The organism is Cupriavidus alkaliphilus, from assembly GCF_900094595.1.
In the GTDB taxonomy this organism is placed as follows: domain Bacteria; phylum Pseudomonadota; class Gammaproteobacteria; order Burkholderiales; family Burkholderiaceae; genus Cupriavidus; species Cupriavidus alkaliphilus.
The window spans coordinates 1-14,816 of record NZ_FMAD01000010.1 but is presented as its reverse complement, the minus strand read 5'-3'; the positions used below and the strand labels follow the sequence as shown (position 1 = coordinate 14,816).

Annotated in this window: 16 protein-coding genes and 1 pseudogene; 16 read left to right on the top strand and 1 reads right to left on the bottom strand. The window is 67.3% G+C overall.

Annotated elements, in window-relative coordinates; all coding sequences use genetic code 11:
* Window positions 1-32 precede the first annotated feature (32 nt).
* The 3 genes from GA0116996_RS20120 to GA0116996_RS20110 all read left to right on the top strand — a co-directional run bounded on the left by GA0116996_RS20120 (window position 33) and on the right by GA0116996_RS20110 (window position 2,524).
* Entirely contained in the window at window positions 33-668 is a 636-nt protein-coding gene (locus GA0116996_RS20120) for a thiol:disulfide interchange protein DsbA/DsbL (protein WP_092315159.1), read from the top strand.
* A gap of 214 nt (window positions 669-882) precedes the next feature.
* Window positions 883-1,689: an SDR family oxidoreductase gene (locus GA0116996_RS20115; RefSeq protein WP_092315157.1), complete on the top strand. Its 807-nt coding sequence runs from the start codon at window positions 883-885 to the stop codon at window positions 1,687-1,689.
* A 1-nt stretch (window position 1,690) separates the two neighbouring features.
* The gene (locus tag GA0116996_RS20110; RefSeq protein ID WP_092315155.1) at window positions 1,691-2,524 is read left to right on the top strand and encodes a helical backbone metal receptor; all 834 of its coding nucleotides are present in this window, start codon (window positions 1,691-1,693) and stop codon (window positions 2,522-2,524) included.
* Window positions 2,525-2,537: 13 nt separating this feature from the next.
* On the opposite strand, the gene GA0116996_RS20105 is transcribed toward GA0116996_RS20110, so the two are convergent.
* Window positions 2,538-3,614, bottom strand: a complete 1,077-nt coding sequence (locus tag GA0116996_RS20105; protein ID WP_092315153.1) for an MBL fold metallo-hydrolase — start codon at window positions 3,612-3,614, stop codon at window positions 2,538-2,540.
* 204 nt (window positions 3,615-3,818) lie between these two features.
* Here GA0116996_RS20105 and GA0116996_RS20100 point away from each other — a divergent pair, with 204 nt between their 5' ends.
* From GA0116996_RS20100 to GA0116996_RS20040, 13 genes and pseudogenes are all read left to right on the top strand, one after another.
* Window positions 3,819-4,259, top strand: coding sequence for a MerR family transcriptional regulator (locus GA0116996_RS20100; RefSeq protein WP_092315151.1), 441 nt, complete (start codon window positions 3,819-3,821; stop codon window positions 4,257-4,259).
* A gap of 123 nt (window positions 4,260-4,382) precedes the next feature.
* The gene (locus GA0116996_RS20095; protein ID WP_092315149.1) at window positions 4,383-4,859 is read left to right on the top strand and encodes a PaaI family thioesterase; all 477 of its coding nucleotides are present in this window, start codon (window positions 4,383-4,385) and stop codon (window positions 4,857-4,859) included.
* 67 nt (window positions 4,860-4,926) lie between these two features.
* Window positions 4,927-6,108: an isovaleryl-CoA dehydrogenase gene (locus tag GA0116996_RS20090; protein WP_092315147.1), complete on the top strand. Its 1,182-nt coding sequence runs from the start codon at window positions 4,927-4,929 to the stop codon at window positions 6,106-6,108.
* A 124-nt stretch (window positions 6,109-6,232) separates the two neighbouring features.
* A complete protein-coding gene (gene aceK, locus GA0116996_RS20085; RefSeq protein WP_092315145.1) occupies window positions 6,233-8,074 on the top strand; it encodes a bifunctional isocitrate dehydrogenase kinase/phosphatase in 1,842 nt (613 codons plus the stop codon).
* Window positions 8,071-8,742 carry a carbonate dehydratase gene (gene can / locus GA0116996_RS20080; protein ID WP_012351453.1) on the top strand — a complete coding sequence of 224 codons (672 nt, stop codon included), beginning with the start codon at window positions 8,071-8,073 and terminating at the stop codon, window positions 8,740-8,742. The genes aceK and can overlap by 4 nt, the downstream gene beginning before the upstream one ends.
* Before the next feature lie 51 nt (window positions 8,743-8,793).
* A complete protein-coding gene (locus tag GA0116996_RS20075) occupies window positions 8,794-9,972 on the top strand; it encodes an acetyl-CoA C-acetyltransferase (protein ID WP_092315143.1) in 1,179 nt (392 codons plus the stop codon).
* A gap of 131 nt (window positions 9,973-10,103) precedes the next feature.
* The gene (locus tag GA0116996_RS20070) at window positions 10,104-10,784 is read left to right on the top strand and encodes an SDR family oxidoreductase (RefSeq protein WP_062796281.1); all 681 of its coding nucleotides are present in this window, start codon (window positions 10,104-10,106) and stop codon (window positions 10,782-10,784) included.
* A 31-nt stretch (window positions 10,785-10,815) separates the two neighbouring features.
* The gene (locus tag GA0116996_RS20065) at window positions 10,816-11,946 is read left to right on the top strand and encodes an acyl-CoA dehydrogenase family protein (protein WP_092315141.1); all 1,131 of its coding nucleotides are present in this window, start codon (window positions 10,816-10,818) and stop codon (window positions 11,944-11,946) included.
* A gap of 93 nt (window positions 11,947-12,039) precedes the next feature.
* A complete protein-coding gene (locus GA0116996_RS20060) occupies window positions 12,040-12,696 on the top strand; it encodes a 2-hydroxychromene-2-carboxylate isomerase (RefSeq protein ID WP_092315139.1) in 657 nt (218 codons plus the stop codon).
* Window positions 12,693-13,379: an HAD family hydrolase gene (locus GA0116996_RS20055; RefSeq protein ID WP_092315137.1), complete on the top strand. Its 687-nt coding sequence runs from the start codon at window positions 12,693-12,695 to the stop codon at window positions 13,377-13,379. Before GA0116996_RS20060 ends, GA0116996_RS20055 begins: the two co-directional genes overlap by 4 nt.
* Before the next feature lie 5 nt (window positions 13,380-13,384).
* Window positions 13,385-13,834 carry a YchJ family protein gene (locus GA0116996_RS20050; protein WP_092315135.1) on the top strand — a complete coding sequence of 150 codons (450 nt, stop codon included), beginning with the start codon at window positions 13,385-13,387 and terminating at the stop codon, window positions 13,832-13,834.
* The gene (locus GA0116996_RS20045) at window positions 13,831-14,520 is read left to right on the top strand and encodes a glutathione S-transferase family protein (protein ID WP_092315133.1); all 690 of its coding nucleotides are present in this window, start codon (window positions 13,831-13,833) and stop codon (window positions 14,518-14,520) included. Before GA0116996_RS20050 ends, GA0116996_RS20045 begins: the two co-directional genes overlap by 4 nt.
* 64 nt (window positions 14,521-14,584) lie before the next feature.
* Window positions 14,585-14,816 (top strand): annotated as a pseudogene (locus tag GA0116996_RS20040) (methylcrotonoyl-CoA carboxylase); the annotation flags it as partial.

The following is a 14,816-nucleotide window of genomic DNA, read 5'->3' as shown; positions in this document are numbered from 1 at the left end:
GCTCATCGTCCAAACCGCAAGGCCGTCCTGATATGAAAAAACTCGCCGCACTGTTCGCCATGTTCGCCGCCGTGGGCGGCCTGCTGATGTCCGCCCCGTCGCAGGCGGCACCCACCGAAGGCAAGGAGTACCAGGTCCTGAAGACACCCCAGCCGGTCGCGGCGGGCAAGATCGAGGTGACCGAGTTCTTCTGGTATGGCTGCCCGCACTGCTACGAGTTCGAGCCGGACCTGGAAGCCTGGGTCAAGAAGCAGGGCGGCAACGTGGTGTTCAAGCGCGTGCCGGTCGCGTTCCGCGACGACCTGCTCCCGCACACCAAGATCTTCTACGCGCTGGAAGCCATCGGCAAGCTCGACGCCATGCACAACAAGGTCTTCAGCGCCATCCACGTGGACCGCAAGCGCCTGACCGACACCAACGAGATCGCCGATTTCATGGCCAAGAACGGCGTCGACCGCAAGGCCTTCCTGGATGCGTACAACTCGTTCACGGTGACGACCAACTCGCAGCGCGCCAACAAGATCGCCGACGCCTACAAGATCGACGGCGTGCCGACCGTGGTGGTGCAGGGCAAGTACGTGACCTCGCCGTCGATCGCCGGCAACAAGCAGGGCGCGGTGCAGACCATGGATTACCTGGTGGAGCAGATCAAGGCGAAAAAGCTTTGATTGCGGCGGGGTTTTCCCGCTTGCGGGAGAGGGGCAGGGGGTGAGGGCAGGCCCTGGCACACCGACGCGCTGTACTTCGTCGATATTCCCGCCCTCACCCCAACCCTCTCCCAGCGGGAGAGGGAGTGCCCAGGCAGGGGGCAAAGACCCGTGGTTCGCCAAACGGCTGGTATCCTGTACCAGCCGTTTTTTATTTCCTACCGCCTTCGCTTTTATGCGTCCCCTCAAAGTCTTCCTCACCGGCGCCTCCAGCGGCCTGGGCCAGGCGCTCGCGCGCGAATACGCCGCGCAGGGCGCCATCCTTGGCCTGGTGGCGCGGCGCGAGGACGCATTGCACCAGTTCGTGGCCACCTTGCCCAACCCGGGCGCGGTGCGCGTCTATGGCGCCGACGTGCGCGATGCCGAGGCGATGGCGCGCGCCGCGGAAGACTTCCTCGGCCAGTTCGGCTGCCCGGATGTGGTGATCGCCAATGCCGGGGTTTCGGTCGGGACCGTCGCCAGCGAGCGCGAGGACCTGGACGCGTTCCGCCAGGTCATGGACACCAACTGGTTCGGGGTGCTGACCACCTTCCAGCCCTTCCTGCATGCGATGCAGGCGCGCGAGCCCGGGCATTTCGGCCGGCGCGGCACGCTGGTGGGGATTGCCAGCGTGGCCGGCGTGCGCGGGCTGCCGGGGGCCGGGGCCTACAGTGCCTCCAAGTCGGCGGTGATCAAGCTGCTCGAAAGCCTGCGGCTGGAGCAGCGCGGGCACGGCATCCGCGTGGTCACGATCGCGCCGGGCTATATCCGCACGCCGATGACCGCGCACAACCCGTACCGCATGCCGTTCCTGACCGATGCCGAGGTATTCGCGCGCAAGGCCGTGCGCGTGATCGCGGCGGGCCGGCGCTTCCGCGTGATCCCGTGGCCGATGGGCGTGGTGGCGGCGCTGCTGCACGTGATGCCGCGCTGGCTGTACGACACGCTCGCCGCGGGCGCGCCGCGCAAGCCGCGCCGTGCCGACGCATTCCGGGAGCCCTGAGATGTGGCGCGACGCCATCGGCCAGCAGCATGCCGCCGCCACCGGCGTGGTGCGGATTGCCTCGCTGGTACCGTCGGTGACCGAACTGCTGTTCGCGCTCGGGCTGGCGCGGCAGATGGTCGCGCGCACGGGCTTCTGCATCCATCCGGAACCGGCGGTGCGCGCGGTGCCCAAGGTGGGCGGCACCAAGGACGTCAAGGTGGCGCGGCTGCGCGAACTGGCGCCCACGCATGTGGTGGTCAATATCGATGAGAACCGGCGCGAGACTGTCGACGAGATCCGCGGCTTCGTGCCCAACGTGATCGTCACCCATCCGTGCGCGCCCGAGGACAACCTCGGGCTGTACCGGCTGCTGGGCGGGATCTTCGGCTGCCATGCCGAGGCCGAGGCGCTGTGCGCGGCGCTGCAGGCGCAACTGGATGCCATCCGCATGCGGCCGTGGCCGGCGCGCCGCGTGCTCTATGCGATCTGGCAGGACCCGTGGATGACGGTGTCGCGCGACACCTATATCAGTCGCATGCTGGCGCTGGCCAACTGGCAGACCTGGCCCGGCGGCGCGGACACCATGCAGGCCTGCGCAGGCGGAGACTGCAGCCGTCCCAATGCGCCCGGCGAGCGCTATCCCAGCTTCCGCTGGAGCGATGCGCTGGTGCGCGAGCTCGACCTGGTGCTGCTGTCGACCGAGCCCTACCGCTTTACCGAAGACCATGCCGACGCACTCGAGCGCCAGCTCGGCAAGCCGGTGCTGCTGGTCGACGGCGAGATGCTGTCGTGGTACGGCAGCCGCGCCGTCGACGGGGTGCGCTACCTGGCGGCGCTGGCGGCCGCCAACTGAGGCGCTAAGACGATCAGGCGGCGCGGAAGCGGATCACGCCGTCGTCGCCGGTTTCGCGCACCAGCTCGCCGCGGTGCCACAGGCAGTGCAGGTGGGCCAGCGACTCGCCCATGGCGAAGGTCATCTGGTGGATGTCGAACTGGCGCTTGAAGATCACGCTGACGATGTCGTGCGCGCTGCAGGGTTTTGCGCGGCACGCCTCCAGCGTTTCGGCGAGGCGGTCGGCATGGTGTTCGCGCAGCTGCATGATGCGGGTATGCAGGTTGCGGAAGGGGCGGCCGTGCGACGGCAGGATCAGCACGTCCTGCGGCAGCGGCTCGTACTTGCCCAGCGAATCCAGGTAGAGCTGCAGCGAATTGGCCTCGGGTTCCATGTCGAACACGCTGACATTGGTCGAGATGCGCGGCAGCACCATGTCGCCGGAGACCAGCACATTGGTGGCGGCGTTATACAGCGCCACGTGCTCGGGCGAATGGCCGAAGCCGGTGATCACGCGCCAGGCCGAAGTGGCGGGGTCGGTGCCGATGCGCACCGTGTCGCCCTCCATCAGGCGGCGGTACTGAGTAGGCAGGTCCGGCACCAGCGACGGGTAATAGGTCTTGCGCGCGCGCAGCTTTTCCTGGCTGTCGGCATCGGTCAGGCCGTGCAGCGCGAAATGCGCGGCGGCGGCGTCACCGCCGGCACTCGACCCGGCCCCGGTGCCGCTGCCCATCACCCGCGCGCTCATGTAGTCGCCCAGGCTCATCCACAGGCGCACGTCGAAACGGCGGCACAGCCAGTGCGCCAGGCCGACGTGGTCTGGGTGGCTGTGCGTGACCAGCACGCGCACCACCGGCAAGCCTTCCAGCTCATTGGCGAAGATCGTTTCCCAGTGGCCCTTGATGACATCGTTGGTGATGCCGCAATCGATGATGGTCCAGCCGTCGCGTCCGTCCAGGCGGTCGCGCAGCAGCCACAGGTTGATATGGTCGAGTGCGAACGGCAGCGGCATGCGCAGCCAGTAGACGCCGGGGGCGACCTCCTGCCTGGCGCCGGGCGCGGGCATGGTGTCGCCGAACGGATATTGGAGCTGGTGTTCGAGTGCGTTCATGAGGAGTCTCGTGGTCGAAGCCTGGCGCCGGGGCGCGGGCTTTCTCGTTCTGCCGGCACGTCCTGATCGTGCGGGGCGTGCAAGCACCGGTTGCCAGCCGATCTGGTTGACGCTAACGTAAACGTCAACCATACGGGTTCGTTTCCATCTTAAGCGAAAACTTGACTTCGCAACGAACGACCGTTCACTTTCTTTGCCCAGGCCATGTCAGCGACACCAGCGGCGGCTTCCGCCACCTACACCATCACCGACCTCGCGCGTGAGTTCGACGTCACGCCGCGCGCCATCCGCTTCTACGAGGACCAGGGCCTGCTGTCGCCGCAGCGCGAAGGGCCGGGCGGACGCAAGCGGGTCTACAACGGCCGCGAACGGACCCGGCTGAAGCTGACGCTGCGCGGCAAGAGGTTGGGGCTTACTCTCAACGAGATCCGCGAAATTCTTGACCTGTACGAATCGCCGCGCGATACCGCCCCGCAACTGGACCGGTTCCTGGCCGCGCTCGCCGCGCACCGCGGCACGCTCGAGCGCCAGATGGAAGACCTGCAGGCGCAGTTGGCCGAGATCGACCAGCATGAGCGCCAGTGCAGGGCCTTGCTGGCGGCCCAGAGCGGTGACAAGGCACCGGACCAGAACCATGCCGCGTGAGCGGCACTTGCGCACGCCTCCGTGCGATCCGCCATTGACGTTTACGTAAACGTAAATAGAATAGCCGGACAGCGCGCGGCCGTGCGCTGTCCGTCGAAACAGGCCGCCACACCGGAACCCGCCATGACCGCCTCCCTTGCCCATGCCGTGCCCGCTGAACCGGAACCGCTGTCCGCCGCGCGGGCCGACGCCATTGCCACCAGTTTCTCGCGCCAGGGGCTGATGCGAACCTTCGGCGCCGAACTGGCGCGGGTGCAGCGCGGCGAGGTGGAACTGGCGATGCCGTGGTCCGAGGGCGTGACCCAGCAGCATGGCTTTTTCCACGGCGGCGTGGTCGGCGCGCTGGCCGACAGCGCCTGCGGCTATGCCGCGCTGACGCTGGTCGGCGAGGAGGAGGCGGGCCTGACCGCCGAGTACAAGATCAACCTGCTGTCCCCCGCCCAGGGCGAACGCCTGGTGGCGGTGGGGCGGGTGCTCAAGCCCGGGCGCACGCTGATCGTGGCGCAGGGCGATGTCTACGTCGAGCAGGAAGGCCGCCGCAAGCCGGTGGCGACCATGCTGATGACGCTGTGCGTGGTCAAAACGCTGGGCCACGTCTGAACCGATCGATCCGGCGACCCCGGAACCCACCGACACACCGACACACCGATTCCTACAGGAGACCATCATGACTGAATTGCCAGGCCTGAAATTCGATCTGGGCGAAGACATCGAAATGCTGCGCGGCGCCGTGCGCGACTGGGCCCAGGCCGAGCTGGCCCCGCGCGCGGCCGAGATCGACCGCACCGACCAGTTCCCGATGGACGCCTGGAAGAAGATGGGCGACCTCGGCGTGCTCGGCATCACCGTGGCCGAGGAATACGGCGGCGCCAACATGGGCTACCTGGCCCACATGATCGCAATGGAAGAAATCAGCCGCGCCTCGGCCTCGGTTGGCCTGTCGTACGGCGCGCATTCCAACCTGTGCGTGAACCAGATCCATCGCAACGGCACGGCCGCGCAGAAGGCCAAGTACCTGCCCAGGCTGGTCTCGGGCGAATGGATCGGCGCGCTGGCGATGAGCGAGCCCAACGCCGGCTCCGACGTGGTCAGCATGAAGCTGCGCGCGCATCTGAAGGGCGACCGCTACGTGCTGAACGGCACCAAGATGTGGATCACCAACGGCCCGGACTGCGACGTGCTGGTGGTCTATGCCAAGACCGAGCCCGAGCTGGGCGCGCGCGGCATGACCGCGTTTATCGTCGAGAAGGGCATGAAGGGCTTCTCGGTGGCGCAGAAGCTCGACAAGCTGGGCATGCGCGGCTCGCATACCGGCGAGCTGGTGTTCGAGGACGTGGAAGTGCCGGTGGAGAATATCCTGGGCGCCGAGAACGGCGGCGCCAGGGTGCTGATGAGCGGCCTGGACTACGAGCGCGCGGTGCTGTCCGGCGGCCCGGTCGGCATCATGCAGGCCTGCATGGACGTGGTCACGCCGTATATCCACGACCGCAAGCAGTTCGGCCAGAGCATCGGCGAATTCCAGCTGATCCAGGGCAAGGTGGCCGATATGTACACCACGCTGCAGGCGGCGCGCAGCTACCTGTACACGGTCGGCAAGAACCTGGACGCGCTCGGCAGCGACCACGTGCGCCAGGTGCGCAAGGACTGCGCCGCGGTGATCCTGTACACCGCCGAGAAGGCTACCTGGATGGCGGGCGAGACCGTACAGATCCTGGGCGGCAACGGCTATATCAATGAATACCCGGCCGGCCGCCTGTGGCGCGACGCCAAGCTGTACGAGATCGGCGCCGGCACCTCGGAGATCCGCCGCATGCTGATCGGCCGCGAGCTGTTCGCGGAAACCATGTAACCGGCAGCGCCGGTCACCAGGCGGGGCGCCGAAATCACCCGGGGCCCCCGCCCGAACCCCATTACAATCTCAATACCTGTCGCAAGACCCTCACGCTGTACTGCCCCCCGGCCCCTGTCGACCCATGTCCCACTTCCCCAAACTGCTCTCCTCGCAGATTGCCTACGATGTGGCGAGAACGATGCTCGACGGGTTCGACAAGCACTACCGCCTGTTCCGCGAGGTCAGCCACCAGGCCAAGCTGAAGTTCGAGGCCGGCGACTGGCACGGGCTGCAGCAGATCCAGCGCGACCGCATCGCCTTCTATAACGAGCGCGTGCGCGAATCCAGCGTGATCCTGGAAGACGAGTACGACGCCGAGAACATCGAAGACGAGATCTGGCAGCAGATCAAGCTGCACTACATCGGGCTGCTGACCAACCACCACCAGCCCGAGCTGGCCGAGACCTTCTTCAACTCGGTGTGCACGCGCATCCTGCACCGCTCGTACTTCAACAACGATTTCATCTTCGTGCGCCCGGCGATCTCGACCGAGTACATCGAGAACGAGGAATCGCCGACGCGCCCCACCTTCCGCGCCTACTACCCCGGCAGCCGCGAGGGCATGGCCGCGTGCTTCGAGCGCATCGTCCACAACTTCCAGCTGGAGCGCCCGTTCGAGGACCTGCGGCGCGACATCGGCTACGTGGTGCGCGCCGTCGGCGAGCATTTCGGCGACCTGCGCATCGCGCCGAATTTCCAGATCCATACGCTGTCGTCGCTGTTCTTCCGCAACAAGGCGGCCTTTATCATCGGCCGCATCGTCAACGGCGACCGCACCTTCCCGCTGGCGATCCCGATCCTGCACGGGCCCTCGGGCAAGCTGGTGCTCGACACCGTGCTGCTGAAGAAGGAACAGCTGCTGATCCTGTTCTCGTTCACCCACTCCTACTTCATGGTCGACATGGAGATCCCGTCGGCCTACGTGACCTTCCTGCGCGACATCATGCCGCGCAAGCCGCGCGCGGAGATCTATACCTCGCTGGGCTTGCAGAAGCAGGGCAAGAACCTGTTCTACCGAGATTTCCTGCACCATCTGCAGCATTCGTCGGACAAGTTCATCGTCGCGCCCGGCATCCGCGGGTTGGTGATGCTGGTGTTCACGCTGCCGTCGTATCCGTACGTGTTCAAGGTGATCCGCGATTTTTTCCCGGCGCCCAAGGAAACCACGCGCGAGCTGGTCAAGTCGAAGTACCAGCTGGTCAAGCAGCACGACCGCGTCGGCCGCATGGCGGATACGCTGGAATACTCCGACGTGGCCTTCCCGCTGTCGCGCTTCGACGATGCGCTGGTGCGCGAGTTCGAACAGCACGCGCCCTCGATGATCGAATACCAGCGCACCAGGGACGGCGGCGAAGAGATCGTGGTGCGCCACGTCTATATCGAGCGCCGCATGACGCCGCTGAACATCTACCTGCAGGAGGGTTCGGACGAGCAGGTCGAGCATGGCGTGCTGGAATACGGCAATGCCATCAAGGAACTGATCGCCGCGAACATCTTCCCGGGCGACATGCTGTACAAGAACTTCGGCGTCACGCGCCATGGTCGCGTGGTGTTCTACGACTACGACGAGATCGAGTACCTGACCGACTGCAACATCCGCCACGTGCCGCAGCCGCGCAACGAGGAAGAGGAGATGTCGGGCGAAGTCTGGTACACCGTGCGTCCGCACGACATCTTTCCCGAGACCTTCCGCACCTTCCTGCTCGGGGATCCGCGCGTACGCGCGGCGTTCCTGCGCCACCATGCGGATTTTTTTGACCCTGCCATGTGGCAGAGCCACAAGGACCGGCTGCTGGCCGGACATGTCCATGACTTTTTTGCCTATCACGCTTCTGAGCGATTCATTCACCGCTACGGCGCCGAGCCGTCCGTCAATCCGTCCCACCCACAGCCCGCTGCCGGCCCTGCAAGGAGAGTCGCATGAATGACGCCATCGCCCAGCTGTTCCGCAACAACCGCGACTGGGTCGACCGCGTCAATGCGGAAGATCCGGCCTTCTTCACCCGCCTGGCCAACCAGCAGGCGCCGGAATACCTGTGGATCGGCTGCTCCGATTCGCGCGTGCCGGCCAACCAGATCCTGGGCCTGGCCCCGGGCGAGGTGTTCGTCCACCGCAATATCGCCAACGTGATCGCGCACAGCGACCTGAACGCGCTGTCCGTGATCCAGTTCGCGGTGGAAGTGCTCAAGGTGCGCCATATCACCGTGGTTGGCCACTACGGCTGCGGAGGCGTCAAGGTGGCGCTCAAGCGCGAGCGCATCGGCCTGGCCGACAACTGGCTGCGCCATGTGCGCGACGTGGCCGACAAGCATGAGTCCTACCTCGGCACCATCCTGCGCGAGGAAGACGCCCATACCCGGCTGTGCGAGCTCAACGTGATCGAGCAGGTCAACAACGTCTGCCAGACCACCGTGATTCAGGACGCCTGGGCGCGCGGCCAGGCCATCACCGTGCACGGCTGGATCTACGGCGTGTCCGACGGCCTGCTGCGCGACCTCGGCATGGCTGCCAGCAACAACGACGAGCTGCACGAGCAGCTGGCCGCGGCCTACCGCCAGTACGGCGAGCCGCCGCAGGCGTCGATCCGCTGATCCACCTAACCGCCACTACCGATACCTAGCTACCGATCCAGGAGACCCGAGATGGAAGAGATCGTCATCGTTTCAGCCGCCCGCACGCCGATGGCTGCGTTCCAGGGCGAATTCGCCAGCGTCACCGCGCCGCAACTCGGCGCCGTGGCCATCCGCGCCGCGGTCGAGCGCGCCGGGCTCAAGCCCGAGCAGGTAGAGGAAGTGGTGTTCGGCTGCGTGCTGCCCGCCGGGCAGGGCCAGGCCCCGGCACGGCAGGCCGCGCTGGGCGCGGGCCTGCCGCTGGGCACGGGCTGCACCACCGTCAACAAGATGTGCGGCTCCGGCATGCGCGCGGCCATGACCGTCTATGACGGCCTGGTCGCGGGCTCGTTCGAGATCGCGGTCGCCGGCGGCATGGAGAGCATGACCAATGCGCCGTACCTGATCCCGAAGGGCCGCGGCGGCTACCGCATCGGCCACGGCATGATCTATGACCACATGATGCTGGACGGCCTGGAAGACGCCTATGACAAGGGCCGCGCCATGGGCACCTTCGGCGAGGACTGCGCCGCCAAGTACGGCTTCACGCGCCAGCAGCAGGACGAGTTCGCGATGGATAGCGTGCGCCGCGCGCAGCAGGCTACCGAGAACGGCGACTTCCGCTGGGAGATCGCACCGGTGACGGTATCGGGCAAGGGCGGCGACACCGTGATCGACACCGACGAAGGCCCGCGCCGAATCAAGCTCGACAAGATCCCGTCGCTCAAGCCGGCCTTTGCCAAGGACGGCACCATCACCGCGGCCTCGTCGTCGTCGATCAACGATGGCGCCTCGGCGCTGGTGATGATGCGCGCCTCGACCGCGAAGGCGCTGGGCCTGCAGCCGCTCGCGCGCATGCTGGGCCACACCACTCACGCGCAGGCGCCGGGCTGGTTCACCACCGCGCCGGTCGAGGCCATCGCCAAGCTGTACCGCAAGCTCGACTGGAATACCGACAGCGTCGACCTGTTCGAGATCAACGAGGCGTTCGCCGTGGTACCGATGGCGGCGATGCACGACCTCAAGATCCCGCGCGACAAGGTCAATATCCACGGCGGCGCCTGCGCGCTGGGCCACCCGATCGGGGCGTCGGGCGCGCGCATCATGACCACGCTGATCGGCGCGCTGCGCAAGACCGGCGGCAAGCGCGGCGTGGCGAGCCTGTGCATTGGCGGGGGCGAGGCGACGGCGGTGGGGATCGAGCTCCTGTAACGCAAGCGCGCTAACCGCTTGTTTTCTCCCCTCTCCCGCTCGCGGGAGAGGGAGCAAGACAGCGGCACTTTGCCAATCCGTGGCCAGCCGTGCCATATGCGGCAGGTCAGTCTTTGAAAGGAGGCCCACCCTTGCCAACCGCCCTCATCCTCGGTGCCTCGCGCGGCATCGGCCTTGAATTCGTGCGCCAGTACCGAGCCGACGGCTGGCGCGTCATCGCGGCGGCGCGCACGCCCGAAGGCGTCGGCGCGCTGGAGGCGCTCGGCGCCGAGGCGCACCAGGCCGACCTGTCCGATGCCGGCGCGGTGGCGGGCCTGGGCTGGAAGCTCGATGGCGAGGCGCTCGACGTGGCGGTCTACAACGCCGGCGTGATGGGGCCGCGCACCGAAAGCGCGCAGCCGGTCACGCCGCCGGAGTTCGACCGCGTCATGCATGTCAACGTGCTGGGGCCCATGATGGCGCTGCCGTTGCTGCTGCCCTATGTCGAGGCCGGGCAGTCCGGCCATGGCGGCGTGCTTGCGGTGCTGTCCTCGCGCATGGGCAGCATCGGCGCGATGGAGCACAGCACCAGCTGGCTGTACCGCGTCAGCAAGGCGGGCGCCAACGCCGCACTGCGCGCGGTGGCGCTGGATGCGCGCCACGCCACCTGCGTCGCGCTGCATCCCGGCTGGGTCAAGACCGACATGGGCGGCCAGGAAGCCGACCTGACCGTGCAGCAGAGCGTCAAGGGCATGCGCCAGGTGCTGGCCAGCGTCAAGCGCCGCGACAACGGCACCTTCCACAACTACGACGGCACGCCCATCCCCTGGTAAGGGCGTGCGCACAACCGAACCCCGAACCGACATGCTGCTGACCCCCGAACAGGAAATGATCCGCGACGCCGTGCGGCAGTTCGCGCAGGAAGTGATCGCGCCGCAGGCCGCGCAGTGGGACCGCGACAAGACCTTCCCCAAGGACGTGCACCGCGAACTCGCGGGGCTGGGCGCCTACGGCGTGGCGGTGCCGGAGCAGTATGGCGGCGCCGGGCTCGATTACCTGTCGCTGGCGCTGATCCTGGAAGAGATCGCGGCGGGCGACGGCGGCACCTCCACCGTCATCAGCGTCAACAACTGCCCGGTGTGCAGCATGCTGATGTCGTTCGCCAGCGAGGCGCAGAAGCAGCAGTGGCTGGTGCCGCTGGCGCGCGGCGAGATGCTGGGCGCGTTCTGCCTGACCGAGCCGCACGTCGGCTCCGATGCCTCGTCGCTGCGTACCACGGCGGTCCGCGACGGCGACCACTACGTGCTCAACGGCGTCAAGCAGTTCATCACCAGCGGGCAGAACGCCGACGTGGCGATCGTGCTGGCGGTGACCGACAAGGCCGCCGGCAAGCGCGGCATCAGCGCCTTCATCGTGCCGACCTCGACCCCGGGCTACGTGGTGGCGCGGCTCGAGGACAAGCTCGGCCAGCACTCGTCCGACACCGCGCAGATCCTGTTCGAGGACTGCCGCGTGCCGGCCGCCAACCTGCTCGGCGACGAGGGCGGCGGCTACAAGATGGCGCTGTCGGGGCTGGAGGGCGGCCGCATCGGCATCGCCTCGCAGAGCATCGGCATGGCGCGCGCCGCGTTCGAGGCGGCGCTGGCGTATGCAAAGGAACGGGAGAGTTTCGGTCAGCCGCTGTTCCAGCACCAGGCGGTGCAGTTCCGCCTGGCCGAGATGGCCACGCGCATCGACGTCGCGCGCCAGATGGTGTGGCACGCCGCCGCGCTGCGCGATGCCGGCCGCCCGTGCCTGAAGGAAGCGGCGATGGCCAAGCTGTTCGCCAGCGAGATGGCCGAGCGGGTCTGCTCCGACGCGATCCAGGTGTTCGGCGGCTACGGCTACGTCAGCGACTTCCCGGTCGAGCGCATCTACCGCGACGTGCGCGTGTGCCAGATCTACGAGGGCACCAGCGACATCCAGAAGATCCTGATCGCACGCGCGCTGGCCTAGCGCCGCCATTTGCGCGTACGATGAGCGGGCGTGCCGCGCCGGCGTCACGTTTTCCCGCAACCGGACCTGCAACCCCAAGAATAGGGCCCCGACATGACCGCAGCGATCGACTTCTACTTTGATTTCTCTTCGCCGTACGGCTACTTCGCCAGTACCCGTATCGACGACCTGGCGCAGAAGTACGGGCGCAACGTCGCCTGGCATCCGATCCTGCTGGGCGTGGTGTTCAAGACCACCGGCGCATCGCCGCTGCCGCAGCTGCCGCTCAAGGGCGATTACAGCTGGCGCGATTTCGAGCGCACCGCGCGCTTCCACGGCATCGAATACAAGCGCCCCACGCATTTCCCGCTGCCGACCACGCATGCCGCGCGCGCGATGCTGTGGCTGCAGAACCATCACGGCGACGACCTCGCCGCGGTCTTTGCCCGCTCGGTGTACCGCGCGCTGTTCGTCGACGACATCAATATCGCCGAGCCGGCCGAGATCATGAAGCTGGCCGAGCCGCTGGGCGTGGACGTGCAGGCGCTCGATGCCGGCGCCACCAGCTACCAGATCAAGGACCAGCTCAAGGCCGAGATCGAGGTGGCGATGGCCAAGGGCGTGTTCGGCTCGCCTTTCGTCATCGTCGACGGCGAGCCGTTCTGGGGCTTCGACCGCTTCGACCAGGTCGAAGCCCATTTGAAGAGCCGCCGCCAGACCGAACTCCGGGCCGTTCCCAACCTGGACACCAAGGAAAAGAAACCCGCATGACTGCAGTAAACCGTGGCCATTCCGGCCGATTCGATTGTGTGATCTTCGACTGCGACGGCGTGCTCGTCGACAGCGAGCCCATCGTCAACCGCGTGCTCAACCAGATGCTGAACGAGCTCGGCATCGAGATCTCGCTGGAGGACTCCACGCGCCTGTTCCTGGGCCGCGCGGTGCGCGAGGAGCTGGACATGATCGAACGCATGCGCGGCGCGCCGCTGCCCGAGAACTGGCTGTCGACCTGGCTGGCGCGCCGCAACGCGGTGCTGGAAGAAGAGGTCGCGGCCGTGGCGCACGTGCGCGAGGCCATCCGCGCGGTCGCCGCGACCGGCATGCCGGTGTGCGTGGCCTCGGGCGCGGACCGCGTCAAGGTCAAGCTGCAGCTGACCAAGACCGGGCTGGTCGAACTGTTCCAGCAAGACCAGCGCGAGCATATCTTCTCGGCCACCGAGGTCGAGCGCAGCAAGCCCGCGCCGGACGTGTACCTGCTGGCCGCGCGCACCATGGGCGTCGAGCCCGCGCGCTGCGCCGTGGTGGAAGACAGCCCGACCGGCGTGACCGCGGGCGTGGCGGCCGGCATGACGGTGTTCGGCTACGCCGCGCGCAACGATGCCGCGCAGCTGCGCGAGGCCGGCGCGCGCACCATCTTTACCGATATGCGCGAGCTGCCGGAGCTGGTGGGGTGACGGGCATGAAGGCGGCCAAGGCAACCAAGGCGGCGCAGCGCCTGCCAAAGGCCGGCCCGGTGCCGTGCCCGTGCGGCAGTGCGGACTATGACGCCTGCTGCGGCCGCTTTCACCGCGGCGAGGCGCTGCCGCCCAATGCCGAGGCGCTGATGCGCTCGCGCTACAGCGCCTATGTGCTGAACGACATCGACTGGCTGCGCCAGACCTGGCATGCGTCGACCTGCCCGGCCGACCTGGTGCCGGACACCGCCACGCGCTGGCTCGGCCTGGCGGTCAAGGCGCATGCGCAGCAGGACGACACCCATGCCGAAGTGGAATTCGTGGCGCGCTACAAGGTAGGCGGGCGCGCCTGGCGGCTGCATGAGCGCAGCCGCTTTGTCTGCGAGGCGCGCGCCCCGGGCGAGGCGCCGCGCTGGCTTTATGTGGATGGCGACATCATCGGGGAGACACCATGAGCATCGACAAGCAGAAAGAGCCCGAGTACCTGCTGTATTGCTTTGCCCAGTCCGGCAACGCCTACAAGGTGGCGCAGCTGCTGGAAACCGTCGGCGTGCAGCGCGGCCAGCCGACGCATCAGCCACTCTGGCGGCCGCGCTTTGTCGATTTCTTCAACGGCGAGACCCGCACCCCGGAATACCGCGCCATCAACGTGATGGGCGAGGTGCCGGTGCTGGAGTTCGGCGGCCAGCGCCTGTCGCAGTCCGGCGCCATCCTCGAGACGCTGGCCGCGCGGCTGGACGCGTTCGGCCCGCGCAACGAAGCCGAGCGCGCCGAGGTGCTGCGCTGGCTGCTGTTCGACAACCACAAGTTCACCTCGTACACCGCCACCTACCGCTTCATGCGCAACTTCGCCAGGTCGCCCGACCCCGCGGTGCTGGACTTTTTCCGCGCGCGCTGCGAAGGCGCCTGGAACGTACTGAACGCGCACCTGGCCGGACGCGACTACGTGCTGGGCGAGCGCCCCACCATTGCCGACTTCTCGCTGGCGGGCTACGTCTTCTTCGACGACGAAATCGGCGTGCACTGGCGCAAGGAATACCCGCATATCCACGCGTGGATGGAGCGCTTCCGCGCGCTGCCGGGCTGGAAGCATCCCTATGAGCTGATGCCCGGGCATCCGTTGCCGAAAGCAGCCGGCTGAGCCCCGCCGCGGCGGGACGGCACCAGGCGGTCCACCATCCTAACTGCCAGCAAGAGACTCCGAGATGCCCACGCTCGAAAGCAAACTCAACGCCCGCTCCGAATCCTTCAAGGCCAATGCCGAGGCCATGCGCGCGCTGGTGGCCGACCTGAAGGCGAAGATCGCCAAGCTGGCCGAAGGCGGCGGCGCCGACGCGCGCGCCAAGCACCTGGCGCGCGGCAAGCTGCTGCCGCGCGAGCGCGTGCAGCAGCTGCTCGACCCCGGCACGCCGTTCCTGGAGCTGTCGCAGCTGGCCG

Bases quoted from the DNA above. Each gene is read 5' to 3' on its own strand.
- GA0116996_RS20120 (WP_092315159.1), top strand. From the start codon at position 33: ATGAAAAAACTCGCCGCACTGTTCGCCATGTTCGCCGCCGTGGGCGGC.
- GA0116996_RS20115 (WP_092315157.1), top strand. From the start codon at position 883: ATGCGTCCCCTCAAAGTCTTCCTCACCGGCGCCTCCAGCGGCCTGGGC.
- GA0116996_RS20110 (WP_092315155.1), top strand. From the start codon at position 1,691: ATGTGGCGCGACGCCATCGGCCAGCAGCATGCCGCCGCCACCGGCGTG.
- GA0116996_RS20105 (WP_092315153.1), bottom strand. From the start codon at position 3,614: ATGAACGCACTCGAACACCAGCTCCAATATCCGTTCGGCGACACCATG.
- GA0116996_RS20100 (WP_092315151.1), top strand. From the start codon at position 3,819: ATGTCAGCGACACCAGCGGCGGCTTCCGCCACCTACACCATCACCGAC.
- GA0116996_RS20095 (WP_092315149.1), top strand. From the start codon at position 4,383: ATGACCGCCTCCCTTGCCCATGCCGTGCCCGCTGAACCGGAACCGCTG.
- GA0116996_RS20090 (WP_092315147.1), top strand. From the start codon at position 4,927: ATGACTGAATTGCCAGGCCTGAAATTCGATCTGGGCGAAGACATCGAA.
- aceK (WP_092315145.1), top strand. From the start codon at position 6,233: ATGTCCCACTTCCCCAAACTGCTCTCCTCGCAGATTGCCTACGATGTG.
- can (WP_012351453.1), top strand. From the start codon at position 8,071: ATGAATGACGCCATCGCCCAGCTGTTCCGCAACAACCGCGACTGGGTC.
- GA0116996_RS20075 (WP_092315143.1), top strand. From the start codon at position 8,794: ATGGAAGAGATCGTCATCGTTTCAGCCGCCCGCACGCCGATGGCTGCG.
- GA0116996_RS20065 (WP_092315141.1), top strand. From the start codon at position 10,816: ATGCTGCTGACCCCCGAACAGGAAATGATCCGCGACGCCGTGCGGCAG.
- GA0116996_RS20060 (WP_092315139.1), top strand. From the start codon at position 12,040: ATGACCGCAGCGATCGACTTCTACTTTGATTTCTCTTCGCCGTACGGC.
- GA0116996_RS20055 (WP_092315137.1), top strand. From the start codon at position 12,693: ATGACTGCAGTAAACCGTGGCCATTCCGGCCGATTCGATTGTGTGATC.
- GA0116996_RS20050 (WP_092315135.1), top strand. From the start codon at position 13,385: ATGAAGGCGGCCAAGGCAACCAAGGCGGCGCAGCGCCTGCCAAAGGCC.
- GA0116996_RS20045 (WP_092315133.1), top strand. From the start codon at position 13,831: ATGAGCATCGACAAGCAGAAAGAGCCCGAGTACCTGCTGTATTGCTTT.